The sequence below is a fragment of the Sphingomonas sp. UNC305MFCol5.2 genome, assembly GCF_000712135.1.
GTDB lineage: Bacteria > Pseudomonadota > Alphaproteobacteria > Sphingomonadales > Sphingomonadaceae > Sphingomonas.
Genome location: NZ_JOOE01000003.1, coordinates 697050 through 719822, shown reverse-complemented (window position 1 = coordinate 719822; position 22773 = coordinate 697050). Strand labels below are relative to the sequence as shown.

Here is a 22773-nt window from a genome sequence, read left to right as displayed (position 1 = left end):
TCCAAAGCATTCGGAGAAGATAGACGTGTTTGCACGGCCCCTCGCCTTTACCGTTCTCGCAGCGCCCGCGCTGATCGCCGCGGCGCCGACGGGAGAGCTCGCACAGGTGCAACAGCATCTGGCCGGCGTGACCAGCATGACCGCGAATTTCAGCCAGACCGACCGCAACGGCCGCGTGCTGACCGGCACGATGACGCTCAAGCGCCCGGGCAAGATCCGCTTCCAGTACCAAAAGGGCGTGCCCCAGCTGATCGTCGCCGACGGGCGAAGCCTCTATTTCATCGATTATCAGGTTCGGCAGGTCGATCGTTGGCCGATCGGCAATTCGCCGCTCGCGGTTTTGCTCAACCCCAAGCGCGACATCACAAAATTCGCCAAGCTCAACCCGACGAGCGATCCGCGGGTGGTTTCGATCGAAGTGCACGACAGCGCGCATCCCGAATATGGCCGGATCACGATGATCTTCCAGAAGAACGCGGCCGGGCCGGCGGGGCTGATGCTCCAGGGCTGGGTGGCGCTCGACTCGCAGAATAACCGCACGACGATCCGCCTCACCAATCAGCAGATCAACGGCAACGTATCCGACGGAGTGTTCCGCTGGAACGACCCGCGGAGCCAAGGCCCGCGGAATCGCTGAGTTTTCTGAACATCGTTCATGCTGGCGACAGGTTGCGGCCATTAGAAACCAAATTGCGGATGTGGGGCGGTACCCGGGATTTTCCCCCTGTTGCTCGGGATCGAACCATTTCCCGCCTGCGTGACGAACGCTAGGTCGGCCCTCGCTCCATTGCCCCCGGAGCGGGGGCCTTTCCTTTTTAGCCTTTCGCGGCTCCGGCCTGGCGGAGCCCCGTCTCGATCCAGGCGAGCGCGTGACCAGCGGGACCGCGCACGCCCTTCTTCGGATCCTCGGGACGGTCCTGCAAGATATACGGATGCGCGATGAGCCGCTCGAACACCGCCTTGGCACGGATCAGCAGCGCGTGATCGGGCCGGGGCGTCGCCCCGTTCTTGTAGATTGCGACGAGCGTGAGATGCACGGCGCTGGCGAGATGCCAGATCGAATTGAGGCGGATGCCGTCAAGATCGGCGGCCGAACTCAAGCGATCGAGGCACGCGACGAGCGTGGCAAGCGCGGCGGGGTCCGCACGCTTGCGGGCGATCACGGCCGCGGCATGGAGCGCGGCGGGGCTGGCGCCCGGCTGCAGTCCCACCAGAGCTTCGGCAAGATCCTCGTCCGACAGATGTGCCGCACGCGTCTTGAGGCCCCGCGAGGCGTCGCGCAACTCGCTCACCGTTCCCGCGGCATCGAGCTTCTCGATCAGCGCGCGGACCTCCGAATGCGATTCGACCAGCTTTTGCTTCGTGTCCTTCAGCTCCTCCTTCAGCGAGGCGAGCTCCAGTTCGAAATCGCCGAACTTGACCCGTGAAATATAGCGAAGGACGCTCGGCCTGCAGAGGACGTAGAGCGTGACCGCGATGGGGATGAGCAGCCAGAGATGGTCGAGGATCATCTTGGTCCACTGAAAGACCGAGTCGTTCTCCATGCAATTCTCCTCCCCGCCAGTCAGTCTGACGTCGGGTGCTGCACGTGACAATGGGCGCCGTCATGTGGGGCTTGGCGCAGTCCGTGGCGGATCGCGTTGCTCGCGCTACTGGAACCACGTGGGAAACGCGCTACATGCCGGGCGATGAAGATCGCCTCCTGGAACATCAATTCCGTCCGCTTCCGCATCGAGATCGTCGAGCAGTTCCTGCGCGAAGAGGTGCCCGACATCCTGTGCCTGCAGGAGACCAAGGTCATCGACGGCGATTTCCCCGAAGCGCCCTTCCGCGCGCTCGGCTATGATCACGTCATCAAGCACGGCCAGCGGATGCATCACGGCGTCGCGATCATCAGCCGCGTGCCGGTGGCGGAGGATGACCGGTTCGACTGGCAGGCCAATCAGGAAGCGCGGCATGTCGGCGTGCGGCTGCCCAACGGCGTGCGGCTCGAGAATGTCTATGTGCCTGCCGGCGGCGATATCCCGAATCGCGACGTGAACCCGAAGTTCGGCCAGAAGCTCGATTTCGTCGAGCGGATGACGCGCTGGTCCGAGTCGCTCGAGGTGCCGTCGATTCTGACCGGTGATTTCAACATCGCGCCGCTCGAATGCGACGTGTGGAGCCACAAGCAATTGCTCGATGTGGTCAGCCACACGCCGATCGAGGTCGAGGCGCTGGGACGGCTGCAGGCGGCGCATGACTGGGTGGATCTGGGGCGCCGGTTCATTCCCGCGCCTGAGCGCTGCTTCACCTGGTGGAGCTATCGTTCGAAGGACTGGACCGCCAATGACCGCGGGCGCCGGCTCGACCATATGTGGGCGAGCCGCGAAGTCGCCGACAAGGCGACCAGCCACAAGGTGTGCGAGCCGTGCCGTAGCTGGCTCAAGCCCTCGGACCATGTGCCGATCGTCACCGAGTTCGACTTTTGACCGATCCGCGCGCCGTCGCCCGCGCGATCGACGCGCTGCGCCGCGGGTGGCCGGTGGCGATTCGCGGCAGCGACGGCACGCTGAAGCTGCTCGCGATCGAGACTGCGGACGCCGAACGGTTGAAGGCGTTCGATCCCGACAGCGCGGCGCCGGTTCTGCTCTCGGCCGGCCGCGCGGCGACGCTCAAGCTCGCCAACCAGCGCGAAGCGGCGGCGCCCGACGGGCCCGTGCTCGTCGAACGCGTGCCCTGGCTCGATTTCGATACCGCGACGGCGCTCGCCGATCCGCAGCTCGATCTGGCGACGCCGCTCAAGGGACCGTTCCGGGCGATCTGCGTCGAGGCGCCGGAGGCCGCGGCGGCGGCGCTGCGGCTGGCACGGGTGGCGGGGCTGCTGCCGGCGTTCTTCGCGATTGCCGGCGATGCCGACGAGGCGATCACGCCCGCCGATATCGATGCGCACGAAGATGCCGACCGGCTGCGCATCGTCGGGCGGGCACGGCTGCCGGTCGAAGGCGCCGAAGATGCCGAGATCATTGCGTTCCGTACCGACGAGATGCCCGGCGAGCATGTCGCGCTGCTGATCGGCCAGCCCAATGGCGAGCCGCCGCTGGTCCGTCTGCACAGCGAATGCCTGACCGGAGACGTGCTCGGCAGCCTCAAATGCGATTGCGGGCCGCAGCTCAAGGCCGCCATCGCCGCGATCGAAGCCAGCGGCTGGGGGATCCTGCTCTATCTGCGCCAGGAAGGCCGGGGGATCGGGCTGGTCAACAAGCTCAGGGCCTATGCGCTCCAGGACCAGGGCTTCGACACGGTCGACGCCAATACGCGGCTCGGCTTCACGGTGGACGCGCGCAATTTCGGCATCGCCGGACGGATGCTCGCGCTGCTCGAGCAGAAGCGCGTGCGGCTGCTGACCAACAATCCCGACAAAGTCGCCGCGCTCGAGGCGGCGGGGATCGTGGTCTCGGAGCGGGTGGCGCACAAGCTTCCCCCCAATCCGCACAACGAACGCTATCTCGCCACCAAGCGCGACCGCACCGGGCATCAGCTCTGAAAGGTTAGTAAAGGTTAGGCGAAATGCATCTCAGGCGATCAGCCGGGCGACTTCGTCGAAATCATTGGCGATGACGTCGACGCCGAGCGCGAGCAGGCGATCGGCATGGTCGGGCGCACAATGCGTGCCGGCGCACAGACCGATCACATAAGCGCCCGACGCTACCGCACCGGTGACGCCGACCGGCGAATCCTCGAGGATCACGCAGCGGCGGATATCGACGCCGAGCGCCTGCGCGGCGTGGAGATAGATGTCGGGTTCGGGCTTGCCGCGCTCGACATGCTCGCGGCCACTGAAGATCTTGTCGCCGAACGCCGCACGAACGCCGAGGTGATCGAGATGGCGGGTGATCCACTCGGTGCTGCTCGACGAGGCTATCGCCCGGGGCAGCGTTTCGGGAAGGTCCTCGATGAAGCGGATCGCGCCGGCGACCGCGGGAAGCCCCTCCTCCAGAACGCGATTGTCCTCCTCGGCACGCACGGCATGGAAGTCGTCCGGAATCGCGCGGCCGATCCACGATTCGATCGCGCCGAAGAAGTCGGCGCCGGCGAGCCCCATGAAGTTCGCCATCGAATCCTCGGGCGTGGTCGGATGGCCGATGCTGGTGAGATACTCGGCGATCTGGCGGTTCCCCGCATATTCGCTTTCGAGCAGGACCCCGTCGAAATCGAAGATCATCGCATCGAACTTCACGCACGCTCTCCAAACAATATGGTACCGAGGCGGACATGGGTGGCGCCGATCGTCACCGCAGTCTCGTAATCGCTCGACATCCCCATGCTGAGCCCGGTGACGCCGGAATCGCGCGCGAGCTTGGCGAGCAGCGCGAAATAGGGCGCGGGCTCGATTTCCAGCGGGGGAACGCACATCAAACCGGCGACCGGCAGGTCGGCGGCACGGGCCCCGGCGAGCAGGACGGGCAGATCGGTCACCGCGCAGCCGCCCTTTTGCGGCTCATCGCCGATATTGACCTGGACGAAGCAAGTCGGGCGCCTTCCGGTCTTGTCCATCGCCCGCGCCAGTGCATCGACCAGCGAGGGCCGATCGACCGAATGGATCGCGTCGAACAAGACGACGGCTTCCTCGGCCTTGTTCGACTGGAGCTGGCCGACGAGATGGAGGGCAATTCCTGAAGTCGTCTCGCGCAACTCGGGCCATTTGGCCGCGGCTTCCTGGACGCGATTCTCGCCGAACACGCGCTGGCCGGCGTCGATCAGCGGACGAATCGCCGCCGCATCGTGCATCTTTGAGACGGCGATCAGTTCGACATCCGTGGGTTCGCGGCCGGCGATGCGCGCGGCGCGGGCGATCTTCTCGCGAACGTCTGCGAGGCGGGCTGAGGCATCGTCCAGAGGCATGCGGCGCGCTATAGGCGGGCAGATGCGCCCCCGCCACCCTCTGCCGCACCTCTGGCTGATGACCGACGAGCGAATGGGCGATTCGCTATGGAAAGCGCTCGAGCGGTTGCCCCGGGGAAGCGGCGTGGTGTTCCGGCATTATGGACTGGGGCTGGCAGAGCGGCGGGCGTTGTTCGCGAAGGTGGCCAATGTGGCGCGCCGGCGGGGTCTGCTGCTGGTCCGGGCCGGCGCCGAGCGGCTGGGCCGGGAGGACGGCGTGCATGGACGGCGGGGCCACGGCATCCGGACCCGCGCGGCGCATTCGCGGCGCGAAGCAGTCGCGGGAACCCGGGCGGGCGCCGACATGCTGTTCGTCTCGCCGGTATTCGCGACCCGGTCACATCCGGGTGCTCGCGCGCTGGGGCGGGCGCGGCTGGGATTGATGATCCGCAACCTTCCGGTGCCGGTAATCGCGCTCGGCGGCATGAACGGACGCCGGGCAGCCAGCTTGCAGCCGCTGGGGATTTACGGCTGGGCGGCGATCGATGCGTGGACGCCCACTCCTTCGTCATCCCCGCGAAAGCGGGGACCCATCTCCTGAGCGGGCGATAAAATACACCGGCGAAGCCTGGGGACGGCGCCGGGAGATGGGCCCCCACTTTCGCGGGGGTGACGGAATTGGGAAATATTCGAGATCCCGACTTTCGCCGGGAAGGACGCGTGCGGCGTCAGAAGCGGAAGGCGGTGCCTACATAGACCGCCTGGCTGTCACGCCGGTTGTCGGTCAGCTTGGGCAGGCGATCCTGCTCGCTCTTGTAGCGCACGCCCGCGGTCACATCGAGGTTGCGGGTCAGCGAATAGCTGCCGCCGACATCGATCGAATAGCTGGGCTTGTCACCGATCAGCACCGGCGTATCGGCGAGCGGACGCTCGGCGGCGGCCTGGACCCGGCCGGTGACCCGGCCACCGGTATAGCTGACGCCGAGATTGGCGCGTTCGGTGCTGCCCGGCTGGGCCGGAAGCTCGATGCGGGTCACGTCACCGGCGACGGCAAAGCGTTTCCAGCCGACCGAGACGCCCAGATTATAGGCGATCGGCGCGAGGCTGACCGGCGTGGCCGCGGCGACCAGGCTGCGATCGGCGAGCGCGGTGCGAGTCGAGCGCGCCCGAACCGCCACGGTGACGGCGCGGCTGCTGCGGCGCGATTCGGACGGCGTGAAACGGAAGCCGCTTTCGGGCAAGCCGCTGCGCGCGAGGATCGCGGCGAGCTTGGGATCGGCGGCGGCGGGCGTGAAAGTGCCGATGCCGCCGCGCACCGCGGTGCTGCGCTTGGCATAAGCGCGCTCGCCGCGGCCTTCCTGCGCCTGGAGCGCGGGCGCGACGAGAGCGCCGGCGGCGCAGATCGCCCCCAGCCCCATCAACGTCGTCCACCGTGCCAAACGCATTTTCATCCCCTTTTATATGGAGGTGCGTACCATGATTCGGAAGCCAGGTTCCACCTTTCGCTCAAATTTCGCGCCAGTGTTGCCCTAGGCCCACAGATTCAGCAGCGAATCGCCCCTTCTGCCGATGATTCGCCGGCGAGTCGTCGAGGCGCTGCCGCCTTGCTCCCGCCACACGAGCCCCTATAGATGCTTTCGCTTTTCCCTTTCGCCTTTAGGAATGTGTGAATGAACCGCCTGTTGCGCACCGCGATCCTGGGGTCGCTCGCTCTTTCGATCACCGCGTGCGGCGGCCACAAGCGCCCTGAGGCGGATCTGGCCGCTTCGAAGGTGACGACGATCGGGGTGAACTCCTATCTGTGGCGCGCGAGCCTCGACACGCTGAGCTTCATGCCGCTGCTCCAGACCGATTCGAACGGCGGCGTGATCGTCACCGACTGGTATGTGAACCCGAACACGCCGACCGAGCGGATGAAGGTGACCGTGACCGTGCTCGACCAGGATCTGCGCGCCGACGCGCTCCGCGTCGCCGCGCTGCGCGAAGTCAACCGCACCGGCCAGTGGGTCGCAGCCCCCGTGCAGGCCGCGACGGTGCAGAAGCTCGAGGACATCATCCTCACCCGGGCCCGCGATCTGCGCCGGGCCGCCATCGCCAATTAATGGCCCCATCAACGGGACGCGGCGCCGAAGCCGCCCCCGCCAGAGGAAGTTTGTAACGTGTCGCGCTTCAACCCCCTGAAGGCGGACGCGGCGTGGCAGAAGGCGTGGGAAGAGCGCCGCACCTTCGCCGCGCGCGACGATTCGCCCAAGCCCAAGTCGTTCGTGCTCGAGATGTTCCCCTATCCCTCGGGGCGCATCCATATGGGCCATGTCCGCAACTACACGATGGGCGACGTGCTCGCGCGCTTCCGCCGGATGAAGGGCATGGAAGTGCTCCATCCGATGGGATGGGACGCGTTCGGCATGCCCGCCGAGAATGCGGCGATGGAAAAGAAGGTCCATCCGGGAAACTGGACCCGCCAGAACATCGCGACGATGAAGGCGCAATTGAAGCGCCTCGGCTTCGCGCTCGACTGGACGCGCGAGCTGGCGACCTGCGAGCCCGATTATTACGGGCACGAGCAGGCGATCTTCCTCGATTTCTTCGAGAGCGGGCTGGTCTATCGCAAGGAATCGGCGGTCAATTGGGACCCGGTCGACATGACCGTGCTCGCCAACGAGCAGGTCATCGACGGGCGCGGCTGGCGCTCGGGCGCATTGGTCGAGCGCAAGAAGCTCAGCCAATGGTTCCTCAAGATCACCCAATTCGCCGACGAGCTGCTGGAAGGCGTGCAGGGCCTCGAGCACTGGCCCGACAAGGTCAAGCTGATGCAGGAGAACTGGATCGGCAAGAGCGAGGGGCTGCGGTTTAGGTTTGCACCGCTGACGCCGCTCATGGAGCCGATCGAAGTTTATTCGACACGGCCCGACACGATCTTCGGCGCGAGCTTCGTAGCGATTTCGCCCGATCATCCGATCGCCCGTGAAGTCGCCGAGCACTCAGCGGAGGCGGCCGCTTTTATCGACCGTTGCAAGCAGGGCGGCACCACCGCAGCCGAACTCGACACACAGGAAAAGCTGGGTTTCGACACCGGCTATGAGGTCCTACATCCGTTCGACGACGGATGGACGTTGCCAGTCTACATCGCCAACTTCGTATTGATGGAATACGGTACCGGCGCGGTCATGGGCGTGCCTGCGCACGACCAGCGTGATCTCGAATTTGCCCGTAAGTACGGCCTTGAGGTTTGCCGCGTTATTTCCGATCGGGATAAGACTGCGCTCGAGTTCACCGAGAGCGAAGCCTATTCGGGTCCGGGCACACTGGTGAACTCGCACTTCCTCGACGGGATGGACGTGACCGACGCCAAGCGCGCGGTGATCCAGCGCGCGGAAGAAGGCGGCTGGGGCACCGGCACCACCGTGTGGCGCCTGCGCGACTGGGGCGTCAGCCGCCAGCGTTACTGGGGCACGCCGATCCCGATCATCCATTGCGAATCGTGCGGACCGGTGGGCGTCCCGCGCGACCAGCTCCCGGTGGTGCTGCCCGAAGATGTGTCGTTCGACATTCCCGGCAACCCGCTCGACCGGCACCCGACCTGGAAGCATGTCGACTGCCCGAAATGCGGGTCCCCTGCCCGGCGCGAGACCGACACGCTCGACACTTTCGTCGATTCCTCATGGTATTTCATACGCTTCGCCAGCCAGCCGAGCGACAAGCCGTTCGACAAGGCAGTGGCCGAGCAATGGCTGCCGGTGGGCCAGTATATCGGCGGAGTCGAGCATGCGATCCTGCATCTGCTCTATGCGCGCTTCTTCACCCGCGCACTCCAGCATATCGGCAAGCTCGACGTCGCTGAGCCGTTCGCGGGCCTCTTCACGCAGGGGATGGTGACGCACGAGACCTACAAGGCGCGGGACGGGCGCTGGCTCTCGCCCGAGGAAATCCGCAAGGACAGCGCCGGCGTGATCGAGATCGCATCGGGCGATGTCGCCGAGGTCGGCCGCATCGAGAAGATGTCCAAGTCGAAGAAGAACACCGTCGATCCCGAGCCGATCGTCGACCAGTACGGCGCAGACGCGGTGCGCTGGTTCATGCTCTCCGACAGTCCGCCCGAGCGTGACCTCGAATGGAGCGAGAACGGCATCGAAGGCGCGTGGCGCTTCGTCCAGCGGCTGTGGCGGCTGTTCGACGGTCTGGAAGACGCCACGGGCGAGGACAAGGACCTCGACCGCCGCCTCCACCGCACGATCGCCGGTGTCGCCGCCGACATCGAGGCGTTGACCTTCAACAAGTCGGTCGCGCGGCTCTACGAGCTGGTCAACGCGGTCGAGAAGGCGCCGCCCTCGGCATCGCGGAACAGCGCGATCCGCACGATCGTCCGGATCGTCGCGCCGATGGTGCCGCACCTCGCCGAAGAGGCTTGGGCCGCGATGGGCAATGCCGGACTGATCGCCGACGCGGCCTGGCCCGACGTGGACCCCGCACTGCTGGTCGACGACGAAGTCACGATCGCAGTGCAGGTGAATGGCAAGCTGCGCGATACGCTGGTAATGCCCAAGGGCGCGCCGAAGGATGTGATCGAGGCGGCGGCACTTGCCGCCGACAAGATCGTTCGGTCGCTCGAAGGAAAGGCTCCGAGGAAAGTGATCGTCGTGCCCGATCGCCTGGTGAATATCGTCGCATGAGGGCCGCGGCGCTCCTCTGCGCAGCGGCGCTGGCGCTTTCGGGCTGCGGGCTCAAGCCGCTCTATAGCGGCGGGGCCGGTGGGCCGGTCCAGACCATGCTCGCCGGCGTGCAGGTCGCGCCGATCGAGGGAAAATCGGGCTGGCTGGTCTCCAACGCGCTGCGCGACCGGCTGCAGGCGGGCGATACGACGCCGCGCTATCGGCTCGAAGTCCAGCTCGACGATTCGATCGCGGGGCTCGGTGTGCGCAGCGACGACAGCGTCGCGCGCGAGCGGCGGACACTGCGTGCGCGCTATCAATTGGTCGATCTTTCCAGCGGCGGCGTGGTGCTCGACGCGACTGCGGGATCGGACGCGGGCATCGACGTGGTCGGATCCGAATATGCGACGATCGCCGCCGAGAACACCGCGCTCGAGCGGCTCTCGGGAATCGTCGCCGACCAGATCGTCGCGCGAGTGGCGCGCTTCGCCCGGTCGGGCGGCAAGCCTGCGGCCGTGCCCGCGAGCGCGGGCGCTACGGGGCAATGAAGGCTAGCGCGGCGCAGATCCGCGCCGCCGTCGACAAGCCCGATCCGGCGACCCGACTCTATCTGTTCCACGGGCCCGACGAATCGGGTGCGGCCGAGCTCGCCGAGCGGCTGGCGCGGGCGCTGGGGCCTGACGCCGAGCGCGTCGATATCGATATGAAGGCGCTACGCGATCAGCCTGGGCGCTTGGCCGACGAGGCGGCGTCGATGTCGCTGTTCGGAGGCGCGCGTTATCTGCGGATCACCGGCGTCGAGGAAGGCGCGAGCGAGGCGATCGCCTTGCTGCTCGGCGCCGAGCGCGCGGGCAATCCGGTGATCGCGATCGGGCCGGGGCTCAAGGCGAGCGGCAAATTGGTCAAGAGCGCGATCGCAGCGCCCGCTGCGCTGACTTTCGCCTGCTATGTGCCCGAGGGAGTCGACGCGGCGCGGCTGGCGACGACGGTAGCGCGCGAACAGGGCCTGCGGCTCACCGGCGACTTGCCGCAGCGACTGGCGGCGGCGACCGGGGGCGATCGCGCGATCCTGTCGCGCGAAGTCGAGAAGCTGGCGCTCTATCTCGACGCCGCGCCGGACCGCCCGCGCGATGCCGATGGCGCAGCTTTCGATGCGATCGGTGCCGATCTGGGCGACACCGAGTTGTTCCACGCGATCGAAGCGGTGCTCGACGGGCGCGTTGCCGAGATCGGCACCGAACTGGCGCAATTGGGCGACGGCACTGCGATCCCGCTGTTGCGTCAGCTGGCGCGCCGGCTGATGACCCTGGCCGAGCTGCGCGGCGACATGGATCGCGGTGCCAGTGTCGATGAAGTGCTTGAGAAGCATCGTATTTTCTTCCGTGAGAAACCCGCGACAGGGCGTGCGCTGCGCCGCTGGAACGCCGCCCAGATCACCCGCGCGATCGATCGCGTGCGCCAGACCGAACGCGCATTGATGCATTCGGGAAGCGCGGGCGAAGTGCTGGCCGACGCGGAATGTATCGCGATTGCCCGCGCCGCCGCACGGGCGCGAGGCTAGATCCGCTCGCCGGTGAGGCGCTGGCAGACCATATCCAGCTGGTCGAGCGTCGAATAAGCGAGCGTGAGGCTGCCGCCCTTGGCGCCGTGAGCGATCTTGACGTTGAGACCGAGCACGTCGCCGAGCTGGCGTTCGAGCGCTTGAATGTCGGCATCCCGGAACGCGCTCTCCCCGCTCTTGCGCTTCGCGGGCTTGGCATCGCGCGCGAGCTTCTCGGTTTCGCGGACAGACAGGCCCTTCTCGGCGACCACGCGCGCGAGGCGTTCGGCATCAGGAACACCGATGAGCGCACGGGCATGGCCCATCTCGATCGTACCCTCGACCACCATCTGGCGGACGGGTTGAGGAAGATCCAGCAATCGCAACAGGTTAGCGACGTGACTGCGCGATTTGTGGACCAGCCGGGCAAGCGCTTCCTGAGTATGGCCGAATTCACCGATCAACCGCGAATAGGCCTCGGCCTCTTCGATCGCGTTGAGGTCCTCGCGCTGGATATTCTCGACCAGCGCGATTTCCATCGTCTCGGCGTCGCTCAATTCGCGGACGATGACCGGGACTTCGTGGAGCCGGGCGCGCTGCGCCGCGCGCCAGCGACGTTCGCCGGCGACGATCTGGTAACTATGGCCGTGCGGCCGGACGACGATCGGCTGAATCAGGCCGCGTGCGGAAATCGATTCGGCGAGGTCGTCGAGCGCGGCCTCGTCGAAATGGCGGCGCGGCTGGCCGGGATGCGGCGCCATCGCGCTCACCGGCAGCGTGCGCAGCCCGGGCGTGCTGCTGGTCTCCGCCGCGCCCGAAATCGGCGTTTCGGGAACGGTATCGCCGAGCAGCGCGCTAAGGCCGCGGCCGAGGCCGTGCTTGCGGGGGGCGGGTTCGGTCATGCGGCCTTCCTGAGCTTGGGCAGGCGCTCGATCACTTCGCGGGCGAGCGCGATATAGGCCTCGGAACCGGCGCAGCGATAATCATAGATCAGCGCCGGCATGCCGTGACTCGGCGCCTCGGACAGACGGACGTTGCGCGGAATCACCGTATCGAACACCACCTTGCCGAGCACCGCGCGGACATCGTCTGCGACCTGGTCGGTCAGCCGATTACGGCGATCATACATGGTGAGCGCGACGCCGAGGATCGACAGGCCGGGATTGAAGCGACTGCGGATACGATCGATCGTGCTGAGCAATTGGCTGAGGCCTTCCAGCGCGAAGAACTCGCATTGGAGCGGCACGAGGAGCGCGTGCGCGGCGACCATCGCATTGATCGTCAACAAGCCCAGCGAAGGCGGACAATCGATCAGCACGACGTCCCAGCGTTGCGCGGTGTGCCGGCTGAGCGCGGCGTCGAGACGATGGGTGCGCGCTTCAAATTCGATCAGCTCGATTTCGGCACCGGACAAATCCTGTGTCGCGGGGACGATGTCGAGCCGCGGCACCTTGGTAGCGATCGCAACCTGTTCGAGATCGAGCTCGCTGACGAGCAGATCATAGCTCGATTGCGCGCGATGGGCGCGGCCGATGCCGAGACCCGTGGAAGCATTGCCCTGCGGATCGAGATCGATCAGCAACACGCGCTTGCCGGTCGCCGCCAGCGCGGTGCCGACATTGATCGCGGTAGTGGTCTTCCCCACCCCGCCCTTCTGATTGGCGATCGCTATGCAGATCATCTGGGCCGCACCCCTCGGGCCACCACGATACCGGAATCCGGCTGTGTGATGCTTGGTTCCACGTGGAACACACCTTGCCATTTCGGTCGCGCGGCATCCACCTCTGATTGCGCGTTTCTGCCCTTTGGAAGCACCCAGATTGTGGATGAATCTGTGCAGTGGGTTGTGGACACAAGGATCTCGGAGAGCTCGGCCACCGCGCGGGCGGAAACGATTGCGGCGCGATTCACCGGACGGTAGCTTTCGATCTTGCTCTGTTGGACGGTAACGCGGGAAAGTCCGAGTTCAGATACGACGTACCGTAAAAACTCCGCGCGACGAGCACGCGGCTCGACCAGGACCACCGGACGATCGACCAGGATACCGACGACGACGCCGGGTAGCCCCGCCCCGCTTCCCACGTCGACCCACGCCCCGGACGGTGCTTCCACGGCCAAAGGGATGAGCTGTGCCGAGTCGACGAAATGCCGGGCCCACAGCGAATCGAGCGTGGACGCCGCGATCAGATTCTGGTTCGCGGCCTCCGCCAGCAGAAGCGTCCGATAGCGATCGAGCAACGTTTCACGTGAAACACCGAAGGCGTTCCGAATCCAGGCCCGGGCTTCCTCCTCGGTCACGCCGCGGTCCTTCGGGCGTGCAGCAAAATAGCCGACAGGGCTGCGGGCGTGATGCCGCGGATGCGTGACGCCGCCCCGAGCGTATCCGGGCGTGCGGCGCTCAACTTCTCCACCATTTCGTTGGACAATCCCGGGATCTCGGCGAAGTCCAAGGCTGCGTGCAGACGAACATTATCCGTGGCGCGGAGCTGCTCCACCTCTGCTTGCTGCCGTTCGAGATAGGGCGCGTATCGCGCGTCCTCGATGAACTCGGCGAGAAGCTGGCCATCAGCATCCACCTCTTCGACGACGTGCGACAGCTCTACGCCGGGGAAGCGCAGCCATTCCTTTGCCGAACGTCGAGCGCCGTCCAGGCCGACAGGGGCACCGCGCGCATGGACTGCCGAAGCGGTGAGCGACACGGCGAACTGCTTTTCCAAACCCTCGCGCGCATCGCGCCGCGCTGCATGACGTGCAGTCCGCAGGGTACCGAGCACCCCAAGCCTCTCGGCGACCTCGCCCAACCTAGTCTCGGCATTATCGGCGCGCAGGCGGAGGCGGAACTCCGCACGGGCCGTGAGCATACGATAGGGTTCGGTAACGCCCTGCAAGACAAGGTCGTCGACCATCACCCCCAGATAGGAAGTCGCGCGATCGAGGATCAGCGGCTCCAGCCCCCGCGCGTGCGCGGCGGCATTGATACCCGCGATGAGCCCCTGCCCCGCCGCTTCCTCATATCCGGTCGTACCGTTGATCTGGCCCGCGAAATAGAGGCCGGCGATCTCGGGCAGTTCCAGAGTCGCGGCAAGCGCTCGCGGATCGATATAATCATATTCGACCGCATAGCCGGGCGTGACGATGCGAGCGCGCTCGAGTCCCGGAATCGAAGCGACCATCGCCTCCTGGATATCGACCGGGAGCGAGGTCGACATGCCATTGGGATAGATCAGATGCGTGTCCAACCCCTCGGGCTCGAGGAAGATCTGGTGGCCGTCGCGATCGCCGAAACGGTGGATCTTGTCCTCGATCGAGGGGCAGTAGCGTGGCCCCTGCGCATCGATCGCGCCCGTGAACAAAGGCGAGCGGCTCAGGCCGCTGCGGATCGCATCGTGGGTCGCTTCGGTGGTCCGCGTCACGCCGCAATGCAATTGGGGCAGCAAACGCCCAGCGGTCAGCGGCGACATCGTCCAGGGGTCGTCGTCCGAAGGCTGCTCGGCGACGCGCGCCCAATCGACCGTCCGGCCATCGAGGCGGGGCGGCGTACCGGTCTTCAACCGCGCCATCGGCAGCGATAGCGCGCGAAGTTGATCGGCGAGACGTGTCGCCGCCAACTCGCCCACCCTTCCGCCGATCTCACGCTCTTCGCCACGGAAAATCCGCCCGCCGAGGAAGGTACCGGTGGCGAGCACCACCGCGCACGCCTTCAGCAGCCTTCCGTCGGCGAGCCGAACTCCCGCGATCTTCCCACCGACGAGGTCGAGTGAATCCGCTTCGCCTTCGATCAGGTCGAGTCCCGGCTGAGCACGCAGCATCGTCTGGATAGCGGCGGCATAGCGCACGCGATCGGCCTGCACGCGCGGCCCCTGGACCGCAGTGCCCTTACTGCGATTGAGCATTCGATAATGGATGCCAGCGGCATCGGCGGCACGCGCGATCAGACCGTCAAACGCGTCGACTTCGCGGACGAGATGGCCCTTGCCGAGCCCGCCGATAGCAGGGTTGCAGGACATCGCGCCGAGTTTGGTCAAGTCGAAGCTCAGCAACGCCGTCCGCGCGCCGCGGCGCGCAGACGCCGCCGCGGCCTCCGTGCCGGCATGGCCTCCGCCGATTACGATGACATCGAACATGCGCCGTTCGCTAGAGATTCGTGCGCGCGCCGTCAAAACGTTCCACGTGGAACGTCCTATTTGCCGATGCAGAAACGCGCGAAAAGCGAGTCCAGCATCGCCTCCACCCCCGCCCTTCCGGTAATGGCGTCGAAGGCGCCCCGGGCGGTGCGCAGCTCCTCAGCGACCAACAGCAAGTCATGCTGCGTCGCAGCACGGTCCAGTGCACCGGCCGCCGTTGCGGCAAGATCCCGCTGTCGGCGATTGAGCGCCAGAAGGTCCGGCGGCGGCAGGAGAGTCGCCGCCAATGCCTCGAGCCGCTTCCAAAGCAATTCGATTCCCGCCCCGGTGGCCGCTGAGACGGCCAAATCCTTGCCCGTCGCCTCGCGGCCTGGAAGATCGGCGCGCGCGTGGAGCCAAAGCACCGCCGGATGGTCGGGCGGCGGCACGTCGCCGAGCCACAACAGGATGTCGGCTTCCTCCAGCGCGGCGCGTGCGCGATCGATTCCGATCGCCTCGATCGGGTCGGCGGTCGCCTCGGCGAGGCCGGCGGTGTCGATCAGCAGATAGGCCGTACCGCCACGCGCCACGGGTGCTTCGATCCGGTCGCGCGTGGTGCCGGCAATCGGGGATACGATCGCAGCTTCGCGTTCGACCATTGCGTTGAGCAATGTCGACTTGCCGGCATTGGGTGGACCGGCGAGCACGACGCGCAACCCGTCCCTGAGCCGTTCGACCGGCGGGCGCACCGTGACCTGCCGGATCTCCGCCGCCAGTGTGGCTGCCGCATCGTGAAGCCCGGCCAGCGAATGCGCGCCGGCGACATCGTCTTCGTCGCTGTGATCGAGCTGGGCTTCGACCTCGGCGGCCAGCATCAGCAGGCGACGCGACCAATCCTCCACCTGCCGGCGGACCGCACCCTCGGCCGAACGCACGGCGATTCGGCGCTGCGCCTCGGTCTCGGCCATCAGCAGGTCGCCCAGCCCTTCCGCTTCGCTCAGGTCGATCCGGCCGTTGAGCAATGCCCGGCGCGTGAATTCGCCCGGCTCGGCATGGCGTAGGCCTTCGAGCGCGCCGAGCGCGGCCTCGATCGACCGTACGACCGCGCGACCGCCATGGAGATGAAGCTCGACGAGATCCTCCCCGCTGGCGCTGCGTGGGCCGGGAAAGAGCAGGACGAGCCCGCGATCGAGCAATTCTCCGCTCGCCGGATCGCGCAGCGCGCGCAGCCCTGCATGTCGCGGAGCGGGAAGGTCACCTGCCAGCAGCGCCGCCGCTTCGAACGCACGCGATCCGCTCAGGCGCACTATCGCGATGGCGGCGGGCGGGGTTCCGCTCGACACCGCAAAGATGGTATCCATTTCAGCCGCTTTGCTTGCCGCTCTCGAACATCGTCCGCCAGAAGCTCATCGCCCCGTCGCCCATCGGCCCCCAATTGCGGATCATGTCGGCGAATCCTTCGGGAGTTCCTTGTTTTTCAATGGCTTCCACCATCATCTGGACATAGCGGTCGTGTACCGGCGAGAGGTCAGGAAGTCCCATGGCGCGGCGCGCCTCCTCGGGCGTGCAATCGACTTCGACATTGATCTTCATAGGCGCCGTCTCCGTTGCGCGGGCCGCGGGGCGGCTGCTAGTCTTGCCGCATGTATGCGCGCGACCATGCCCTGATCGCAACGCCCATCGGAGCGATCCGGATCGAGGGCGACGAGGCGGTGCTGACAGCGATCCGCATCGGCGGCGACCCCACGCGCTCGCCAGGCAGCGCGCAGGCGGTGCGCGAAGCCGTCGAACAACTCGAGCAATGGCTCGCCAAAGAACGTCAGGAATTCGATCTGCCGCTGGCCCCGATGGGTACGCCGCGCGGCGAGGAACTGCGCGCCGGGCTGATCGCGATCGGCTATGGCGAGACGCTGAGCTATGGCGCGTTGGCGCGGGTGCTGGCGTCGAGCCCGCGGGCCATCGGCCAGCTTTGCGCGCGAAACCCCTTCCCGATCGTCGTCCCCTGCCACCGCGTGGTCGGCAGCGGCGGAACGCTCGGGCATTATTCGGGTGGCGACGGGCCCAAGACCAAATCCTGGCTGCTCGAGCATGAGCGACGGCCTTCAGAAGGGACCTTGTTATGACGGTGCGCATCGATGCGAGCGACGGCAGCGGCAGATTCCTTGCCTATGTCGCCGAACCCGAGGGCATTCCGCGCGCCGCGATCGTGGTGATTCAGGAGATCTTCGGAGTGAATCCGGGGATCCGCCAGAAATGCGACGATTGGGCCGCGATGGGCTATCTCGCGCTCGCGCCCGATTTGTTCTGGCGGCTGCAGCCGGGGATCGAGCTCGATCCCGACATTCCCGAGCAATTCCAGCAGGCGCTCGGCTGGATGAACAAGTTCGACCAGACCAAGGGCATCGAGGACATCGAATCGACGATAAAGGCGGCGCGGGCGAAGCTGGGCGGCAGCGGCAAGGTCGGCGCGGTGGGCTATTGCCTCGGCGGGCGCCTCGCCTTCATGACCGCGACGCGAACCGATTCGGACGCGACCGTCGGCTATTACGGCGTCAACATCGACAATCTGCTCGGCGAGAAGCACGCGATCGCCAACCCGGTGCTGCTCCACATCGCGGGCGCCGATCACTTTGTGACGCCGGACATCCAGGCGAGGATGCACGAAGGGCTCGACGACCATCCCAAGGTGACCTTGTTCGACTATCCCGGCGAGGATCACGGCTTCGCGGCGGAGATGGGCAAGCGCCGGTCCGACGCCGCGGCGCAGCTGGCGGACGAACGCACGGCGGCGTTCTTCGCGGAGCATCTGGGCTAGCTATCGGTGAACACGCGCGCCCGCTGGACTGTCTCCATTCTTGTGGTCGGAGCGGCGCTGCTGGCACTCGCAAAGGCAGATAATCTGATCTTCGGCGCTGCCGTCGCGAACGCGGAGCACCGACCCGCTTTGCTGCGAAACGCTGAATGGAAGAAGCCAGCGCCCGTGTTTGGGAGAAGGTTCCACAAGGGTGTGCCCGAAAGCGAACTCCTCTCATGGCTGCGCGCCAACCAGTTCGTCATCGAACGAGCGACGCGCGTCGCCACGCGACGAATCCAGAGCCTACCATGCAACGAACGCGTCGAGATCAAATGGTCGACCAGCGGCGAAGGACTGCTTCAGGGAGCCGATGCCAGAGTCTCGGAGGCAGGCTGCCTCTAGCGTTCACCCGAAGAAGCTTAGAATCCCCGGCGTCTGGTGCGTGCCGACCCAGCCTTCGTAGATCATCCGGAAGGCCACGAAGACGATCACCGCGAGGCCGATATAGGCGATCCAGCGGTGGCGATCGATCAACTTGGCGATGAAATTGGCCGCCAGGCCCATCAAGGCCACCGAAAGCAGCAGTCCGACCACGAGGATGCCGGGATGCGCCCGCGCCGCGCCGGCGACGCCGAGGACATTGTCGAGGCTCATCGACACATCGGCGATCGCGACCGCCCAGGCGGCACCGGCGAAGGTGCGCGCAGAACGGACGCCAGAGCGTTCGTCCCCCGCGATTTCCTCCGAGCCCGGGCTCTCGCCCATATGCCTGATTTCGCGCCAGAACTTCCAGCTCACCCAGAGCAGCAGCAGCCCTCCGGCAAAGACCAGCCCGACGATCCCCATCAGCCAGCTGACGAGCAGGGCGAAGATGATACGCAGCACCAATGCAGCGCCGATGCCGATCAGGATGACCTTCCTGCGCTGGTCGGCGGGAAGGCCCGCGGCGAGCGCGCCGACGACGATCGCATTGTCGCCGGCGAGGACGAGGTCGATCATCAGCACCGAGCCAAACGCCGCGAGCGCCGCCGGCTCGGTGATGTTCGAGAAATCGGCGACGATATGGTGCCAGATGTCGAGCGGCGATCCCATCCCGCCGGCTGTGGCGGCGGCAGACAACAATGCGAACAGGCTCAAACGATCGACTCCCCGAAATATTCGACCACCGGCATCGGCTCATAGAAGCCGTGGAGCAGCCTGCGCCAGTCCTGATAACGGTCGGACATGCGGAAACCCTCGCGATGCGCGGCGATGTCGGTCCAAACCACGCGGAGCAGATATAGGTCCGCGCGTTCGGCAGCGGGACGAACCTCGATCTCGACGAATCCCGGCGAGGCGGCGATCAGCGGCCGTGCTTCGCGCATTGCGGATTCGAAAGCCTCGCTTTGGCCTGGGCGAACGTTGAGGAGGGCGTGTTCTACGATCATCCCCGTCCCGCTTCCTGGCGGACCTGGCCGCGCGCTCGTATAATCCATACTCGTCATCCCGGCCGAAGTGCCGGGATCCACTGTGCCGCGAGGGCAAAGACAGGAGCCTCCTGCGCTTCGCCCAGCCTCGCGGTGGACCCCGGCACAAGGCCGGGGCGACGGTGTTGGCTATTGATTCATGCTGTCGAAGAAGTCCTCGTTGGTCTTCGAGTCCTTCATCTTGTCGAGCAGGAATTCCATCGCGTCGATCGTGCCCATCTGCATGAGGATGCGGCGCAGCACCCACATCTTGGAGAGCTTGTTCTTGTCGACGAGCAGCTCTTCCTTGCGGGTGCCCGACTTGCCGACGTCGAGCGCCGGGAAGATGCGCTTGTCGGCCACCTTGCGGTCGAGGACGATTTCCGAGTTGCCGGTGCCCTTGAACTCTTCGAAGATGACTTCGTCCATGCGGCTGCCGGTATCGATCAGCGCAGTGGCGATGATCGAAAGCGACCCGCCCTCCTCGATATTGCGCGCGGCACCGAAGAAGCGCTTCGGACGCTGGAGCGCATTGGCATCGACGCCGCCGGTCAGCACCTTGCCCGACGAGGGGACGACGGTGTTGTAGGCGCGGCCGAGACGCGTGATCGAGTCGAGCAGGATCACTACGTCCTTCTTGTGCTCGACGAGGCGCTTGGCCTTTTCGATCACCATCTCGGAGACCTGGACGTGGCGCTGCGCCGGCTCGTCGAAGGTCGAGGAGATCACCTCGCCCTTCACGCTGCGCTGCATGTCGGTGACTTCCTCGGGCCGCTCGTCGATCAGCAGCACGATCAGGAACACCTCGGGGTGGTTCTCGGTGATCGCGCGGGCGATGTTCTGGAGCAGCACGGTCTTGCCGACGCGCGGCGGCGCGACGATCAGTGCGCGCTGGCCCTTGCCCTGCGGAGCGACGATGTCGATCACGCGCGCCGACTTATCTTTGATCGTCGGATCGAGCGTGTCGAGCGTCAGCTTGCTCTCAGGGTAGAGCGGGGTGAGATTGTCGAAATTGACGCGGTGGCGAACCGCGTCGGGATCGTCGAAATTGACCGAGACCAGCCGCGTCAGCGCGAAATAGCGCTCGCCGTCCTTGGGTCCGCGGATCTCGCCTTCGACCGTGTCGCCGGTGCGCAGGCCGAATTTGCGGACCTGGTTGGGCGAGACATAGATGTCGTCGGGGCCGGCGAGATAATTGGCCTGCGGGCTGCGCAGGAAACCGAAGCCGTCGGGCAGCACTTCGATCGTGCCTTCGCCCATGATCTGCTCGCCATTCTCGGCCTGGGCCTTGAGGATGGCGAACAGCAGATCCTGCTTGCGCAGCGTCGACGCGCTTTCGACGCCCAGCTCTTCGGCCATGCTGACCAATTCTGCGGGCGGGGTTTTCTTGAGTTCCTTGAGATGCATGGGGAGTCCGGGTGCTGGGAAGCTATGGGGAGAGCGTCGGTCGGCGGATGCGCACGATGGGCGATGCTGGAAGGAAGGAACCGCCGCCCGGAAGAGCGTTCGGTCTGATCTGCGAATTAGGTGTGGGTCTCGGTCAAGTCAACGGGCATCGCACCGATTTGCGCGCAGGATAATTGCGGAAAGCCCCGGAGCTGCCGCAAAATTAGAACGGCTTGACCACCACGAGCACGACGATGAGCACCACTGCCAGCGCGGGGACCTCGCCCAGCAGGCGCAGCCGGCGCGGCGAGAGGCTGCCCTGCCCCCTGGCCAGCTTCTTCGAATAGCCGACCGCCCAGCCATTATAGCCGCTGAGCGCGATCACCAGCAGCAGCTTGGCATGGAGCCAGCCGAGCCCGGGCTCGCCGTCGAACAGCCCGAAATTGGCGGCGAGCGCGAGCCCGAGCAGCCAGACGATCCCCATCGAGGGCACGAGGATCGTACGCCGGAGCAAGGCCTCGCGTTTTTCCCAATCGGCGGCCTGCGGGGTACCGAGCGCTTCCTGGTGATGGACGAGATAGCGCGGCAGCAGAAACAGGCCCGCCATCCAGAAGATCACGAAGATGATGTGAAACGCCTTGACCCACAGATAGGCGTTGCCGAGAAATCCAGTCATGCTCGCCTCCGCTCGCGGGCCGTCATTTTCCGCTCCTCACCCGCGCCAGCAACTGCTCGACATGCGCGATCGGCGTGTCGGGCAGGATGCCATGGCCGAGATTGAAGATATGCGGGCGTTCTGAAAAGGCCAAAAGGATACGGTCGACCGCGCTTTCCAGTGTCGGACCGCCGGCGATCAGCGCGAGCGGATCGAGATTACCCTGCACCGGTAGGTTCGCGGTCAGCGAGGCATGCGCCCAGACGGGATCGACGGTCTCGTCGACACCGATCGCATCGACGCCCGTCTCGCGCGCATAAGCGGGAAGCTTGCCGCCGGCACCTTTCGGAAAGCCGATCACCGGCACGCCGGGCGCACGCTGGTGGAGCGCCGCCACGATGCGTGCGGTCGGCGCGATTACCCATTGCTCGAACTGCGCGGGAGAAAGACTGCCCGACCAGCTGTCGAACAACTGGACCGCCTCCACGCCCGCCTCGATCTGGCCGAGCAGATATTCGATCGTGCAATCGGCGATGCGTGTCACCAGCGCCTGCATCAGTTCGGGATCGCGATAAGCGAGCCGCCGTGCCTCGGCTTGCTCGCGGCTGCCCTGCCCGGCGATCATATAGGTCGCGACGGTCCAGGGACTGCCTGCAAAGCCGAGGAAGGTGGTCTGGGGGGGCAATAAGGCCGCTACCCGCCGGACGGTGCCATAGACGGGTTCGAGTGCCTCAGCGTTCGGCTGAAGGGCGTCCAGTACATTCCGGGCCTGGACGGTCGGTGCGAGCCGCGGGCCTTCGCCAGTTTCGAACCAGAGATCCTGTCCCAGCGCCATCGGCACGATGAGGATGTCGGAGAACAGGATCGCGCCGTCCATGCCGAAGCGTCGGATCGGCTGGAGCGTGATCTCGGCGGCCGCGTCGCTGTCCATCGCCAGGGCGAGAAAGCCGCCTTTCTCCTCCCGGAGCGCACGATATTCGGGGAGGTACCGGCCCGCCTGGCGCATCAGCCAGATCGGCGGCACCGACTGGCGTTCACCCTTGAGAGTCGCGAGCAACGGTTTGGACGACGGGGAGGTCAGAAACGCCTCTTTCCTATATCTATAAGATAAGAATCTAAGGGTTGTTGGAGTCAGTAGGAGCGTGGAAGCCGGGGCTTAGCCACTTGCCCGGAAACTGCCAACAGATTGACTCCGCGCAGCCCACGGCGCCGCCCGGATTCGGATTCCGTGTCCCCGCTTTCCACAGCCTGTGAACCGGAACCGGGGGCTGGGGACGGGGTTGTGGAAGAATCGCGCATCGGGTCCCCGGTTTCGCGCGCTTGGCCGCCGCGCACGGT

26 protein-coding genes are annotated in these 22773 nt (G+C 66.0%); 11 read left to right on the top strand and 15 right to left on the bottom strand.

The window, feature by feature from the left end; genetic code table 11:
- The first annotated feature begins 25 nt into the window (after positions 1-25).
- Positions 26-637 carry an outer membrane lipoprotein carrier protein LolA gene (locus BR78_RS0115270; RefSeq protein ID WP_029936955.1) on the top strand — a complete coding sequence of 204 codons (612 nt, stop codon included), beginning with the start codon at positions 26-28 and terminating at the stop codon, positions 635-637.
- A 178-nt stretch (positions 638-815) separates the two neighbouring features.
- Here BR78_RS0115270 and BR78_RS0115265 read toward each other — a convergent pair whose 3' ends face one another.
- Positions 816-1544 carry a hypothetical protein gene (locus tag BR78_RS0115265; protein WP_029936954.1) on the bottom strand — a complete coding sequence of 243 codons (729 nt, stop codon included), beginning with the start codon at positions 1542-1544 and terminating at the stop codon, positions 816-818.
- 144 nt (positions 1545-1688) lie between these two features.
- Between BR78_RS0115265 and BR78_RS0115260 the strand changes: the two genes are divergently transcribed.
- Both BR78_RS0115260 and ribA read left to right on the top strand, forming a co-directional pair.
- The gene (locus BR78_RS0115260) at positions 1689-2471 is read left to right on the top strand and encodes an exodeoxyribonuclease III (RefSeq protein ID WP_029936953.1); all 783 of its coding nucleotides are present in this window, start codon (positions 1689-1691) and stop codon (positions 2469-2471) included.
- Entirely contained in the window at positions 2468-3526 is a 1059-nt protein-coding gene (gene ribA / locus BR78_RS0115255; RefSeq protein ID WP_029936952.1) for a GTP cyclohydrolase II, read from the top strand. The genes BR78_RS0115260 and ribA overlap by 4 nt, the downstream gene beginning before the upstream one ends.
- A gap of 30 nt (positions 3527-3556) precedes the next feature.
- Here ribA and BR78_RS0115250 read toward each other — a convergent pair whose 3' ends face one another.
- Positions 3557-4219, bottom strand: a complete 663-nt coding sequence (locus tag BR78_RS0115250) for an HAD family hydrolase (RefSeq protein ID WP_029936951.1) — start codon at positions 4217-4219, stop codon at positions 3557-3559.
- A complete protein-coding gene (locus BR78_RS0115245) occupies positions 4216-4884 on the bottom strand; it encodes a YggS family pyridoxal phosphate-dependent enzyme (protein WP_029936950.1) in 669 nt (222 codons plus the stop codon). The genes BR78_RS0115250 and BR78_RS0115245 overlap by 4 nt, the downstream gene beginning before the upstream one ends.
- A 22-nt stretch (positions 4885-4906) precedes the next feature.
- Between BR78_RS0115245 and BR78_RS0115240 the strand changes: the two genes are divergently transcribed.
- Positions 4907-5464 (top strand): thiamine phosphate synthase, encoded by a 558-nt coding sequence (locus BR78_RS0115240; RefSeq protein ID WP_051683352.1) that lies wholly within the window; start codon positions 4907-4909, stop codon positions 5462-5464.
- 127 nt (positions 5465-5591) lie between these two features.
- Here BR78_RS0115240 and BR78_RS0115235 read toward each other — a convergent pair whose 3' ends face one another.
- Positions 5592-6308, bottom strand: a complete 717-nt coding sequence (locus BR78_RS0115235) for a hypothetical protein (RefSeq protein WP_051683375.1) — start codon at positions 6306-6308, stop codon at positions 5592-5594.
- Between the two features lie 225 nt (positions 6309-6533).
- On the opposite strand from BR78_RS0115235, the gene BR78_RS0115230 reads away from it, so the two are divergent.
- From BR78_RS0115230 to holA, 4 genes are read left to right on the top strand one after another with little or no spacing between them, the layout of a single operon-like run.
- Positions 6534-6965 carry a DUF3576 domain-containing protein gene (locus tag BR78_RS0115230; protein ID WP_029936947.1) on the top strand — a complete coding sequence of 144 codons (432 nt, stop codon included), beginning with the start codon at positions 6534-6536 and terminating at the stop codon, positions 6963-6965.
- A 57-nt stretch (positions 6966-7022) separates the two neighbouring features.
- Positions 7023-9533, top strand: a complete 2511-nt coding sequence (leuS, locus tag BR78_RS0115225; RefSeq protein ID WP_029936946.1) for a leucine--tRNA ligase — start codon at positions 7023-7025, stop codon at positions 9531-9533.
- Positions 9530-10060, top strand: a complete 531-nt coding sequence (lptE, locus tag BR78_RS0115220) for an LPS assembly lipoprotein LptE (protein WP_029936945.1) — start codon at positions 9530-9532, stop codon at positions 10058-10060. Before leuS ends, lptE begins: the two co-directional genes overlap by 4 nt.
- The gene (gene holA, locus BR78_RS0115215; RefSeq protein WP_029936944.1) at positions 10057-11073 is read left to right on the top strand and encodes a DNA polymerase III subunit delta; all 1017 of its coding nucleotides are present in this window, start codon (positions 10057-10059) and stop codon (positions 11071-11073) included. The genes lptE and holA overlap by 4 nt, the downstream gene beginning before the upstream one ends.
- Here the strand turns inward: holA and BR78_RS0115210 are convergent.
- From BR78_RS0115210 to BR78_RS0115185, 6 genes are read right to left on the bottom strand one after another with little or no spacing between them, the layout of a single operon-like run.
- Positions 11070-11954, bottom strand: coding sequence for a ParB/RepB/Spo0J family partition protein (locus BR78_RS0115210; protein WP_029936943.1), 885 nt, complete (start codon positions 11952-11954; stop codon positions 11070-11072). The genes holA and BR78_RS0115210 overlap by 4 nt on opposite strands.
- Positions 11951-12733, bottom strand: a complete 783-nt coding sequence (locus BR78_RS0115205; RefSeq protein ID WP_029936942.1) for a ParA family protein — start codon at positions 12731-12733, stop codon at positions 11951-11953. Before BR78_RS0115205 ends, BR78_RS0115210 begins: the two co-directional genes overlap by 4 nt.
- Positions 12730-13350, bottom strand: a complete 621-nt coding sequence (gene rsmG / locus BR78_RS0115200; RefSeq protein WP_029936941.1) for a 16S rRNA (guanine(527)-N(7))-methyltransferase RsmG — start codon at positions 13348-13350, stop codon at positions 12730-12732. The genes BR78_RS0115205 and rsmG overlap by 4 nt, the downstream gene beginning before the upstream one ends.
- Entirely contained in the window at positions 13347-15176 is a 1830-nt protein-coding gene (gene mnmG / locus BR78_RS0115195; protein ID WP_029936940.1) for a tRNA uridine-5-carboxymethylaminomethyl(34) synthesis enzyme MnmG, read from the bottom strand. Before mnmG ends, rsmG begins: the two co-directional genes overlap by 4 nt.
- Before the next feature lie 56 nt (positions 15177-15232).
- Positions 15233-16516, bottom strand: coding sequence for a tRNA uridine-5-carboxymethylaminomethyl(34) synthesis GTPase MnmE (gene mnmE, locus BR78_RS0115190; RefSeq protein WP_029936939.1), 1284 nt, complete (start codon positions 16514-16516; stop codon positions 15233-15235).
- A 1-nt stretch (position 16517) separates the two neighbouring features.
- Positions 16518-16748: a DUF6489 family protein gene (locus BR78_RS0115185; protein WP_029936938.1), complete on the bottom strand. Its 231-nt coding sequence runs from the start codon at positions 16746-16748 to the stop codon at positions 16518-16520.
- A gap of 50 nt (positions 16749-16798) precedes the next feature.
- Between BR78_RS0115185 and BR78_RS0115180 the strand changes: the two genes are divergently transcribed.
- From BR78_RS0115180 to BR78_RS0115170, 3 genes are read left to right on the top strand one after another with little or no spacing between them, the layout of a single operon-like run.
- Positions 16799-17278 carry a methylated-DNA--[protein]-cysteine S-methyltransferase gene (locus tag BR78_RS0115180; RefSeq protein WP_029936937.1) on the top strand — a complete coding sequence of 160 codons (480 nt, stop codon included), beginning with the start codon at positions 16799-16801 and terminating at the stop codon, positions 17276-17278.
- A complete protein-coding gene (locus tag BR78_RS0115175; protein WP_029936936.1) occupies positions 17275-17970 on the top strand; it encodes a dienelactone hydrolase family protein in 696 nt (231 codons plus the stop codon). The genes BR78_RS0115180 and BR78_RS0115175 overlap by 4 nt, the downstream gene beginning before the upstream one ends.
- Before the next feature lie 6 nt (positions 17971-17976).
- Entirely contained in the window at positions 17977-18351 is a 375-nt protein-coding gene (locus BR78_RS0115170) for a hypothetical protein (protein WP_029936935.1), read from the top strand.
- A 3-nt stretch (positions 18352-18354) separates the two neighbouring features.
- On the opposite strand, the gene BR78_RS0115165 is transcribed toward BR78_RS0115170, so the two are convergent.
- The 5 genes from BR78_RS0115165 to hemE all read right to left on the bottom strand — a co-directional run bounded on the left by BR78_RS0115165 (position 18355) and on the right by hemE (position 22516).
- Positions 18355-19041, bottom strand: coding sequence for a TerC family protein (locus BR78_RS0115165; RefSeq protein WP_051683374.1), 687 nt, complete (start codon positions 19039-19041; stop codon positions 18355-18357).
- Between the two features lie 41 nt (positions 19042-19082).
- Entirely contained in the window at positions 19083-19376 is a 294-nt protein-coding gene (locus BR78_RS0115160) for an antibiotic biosynthesis monooxygenase family protein (RefSeq protein WP_029936933.1), read from the bottom strand.
- A gap of 168 nt (positions 19377-19544) precedes the next feature.
- Positions 19545-20801, bottom strand: coding sequence for a transcription termination factor Rho (rho, locus tag BR78_RS0115155; RefSeq protein ID WP_029936932.1), 1257 nt, complete (start codon positions 20799-20801; stop codon positions 19545-19547).
- A 202-nt stretch (positions 20802-21003) separates the two neighbouring features.
- Positions 21004-21456, bottom strand: a complete 453-nt coding sequence (locus BR78_RS0115150) for a CopD family protein (RefSeq protein ID WP_029936931.1) — start codon at positions 21454-21456, stop codon at positions 21004-21006.
- 22 nt (positions 21457-21478) lie between these two features.
- Complete coding sequence (gene hemE, locus BR78_RS0115145; RefSeq protein ID WP_029936930.1) at positions 21479-22516, bottom strand: uroporphyrinogen decarboxylase; 1038 nt, start codon at positions 22514-22516, stop codon at positions 21479-21481.
- Positions 22517-22773 lie beyond the last annotated feature (257 nt).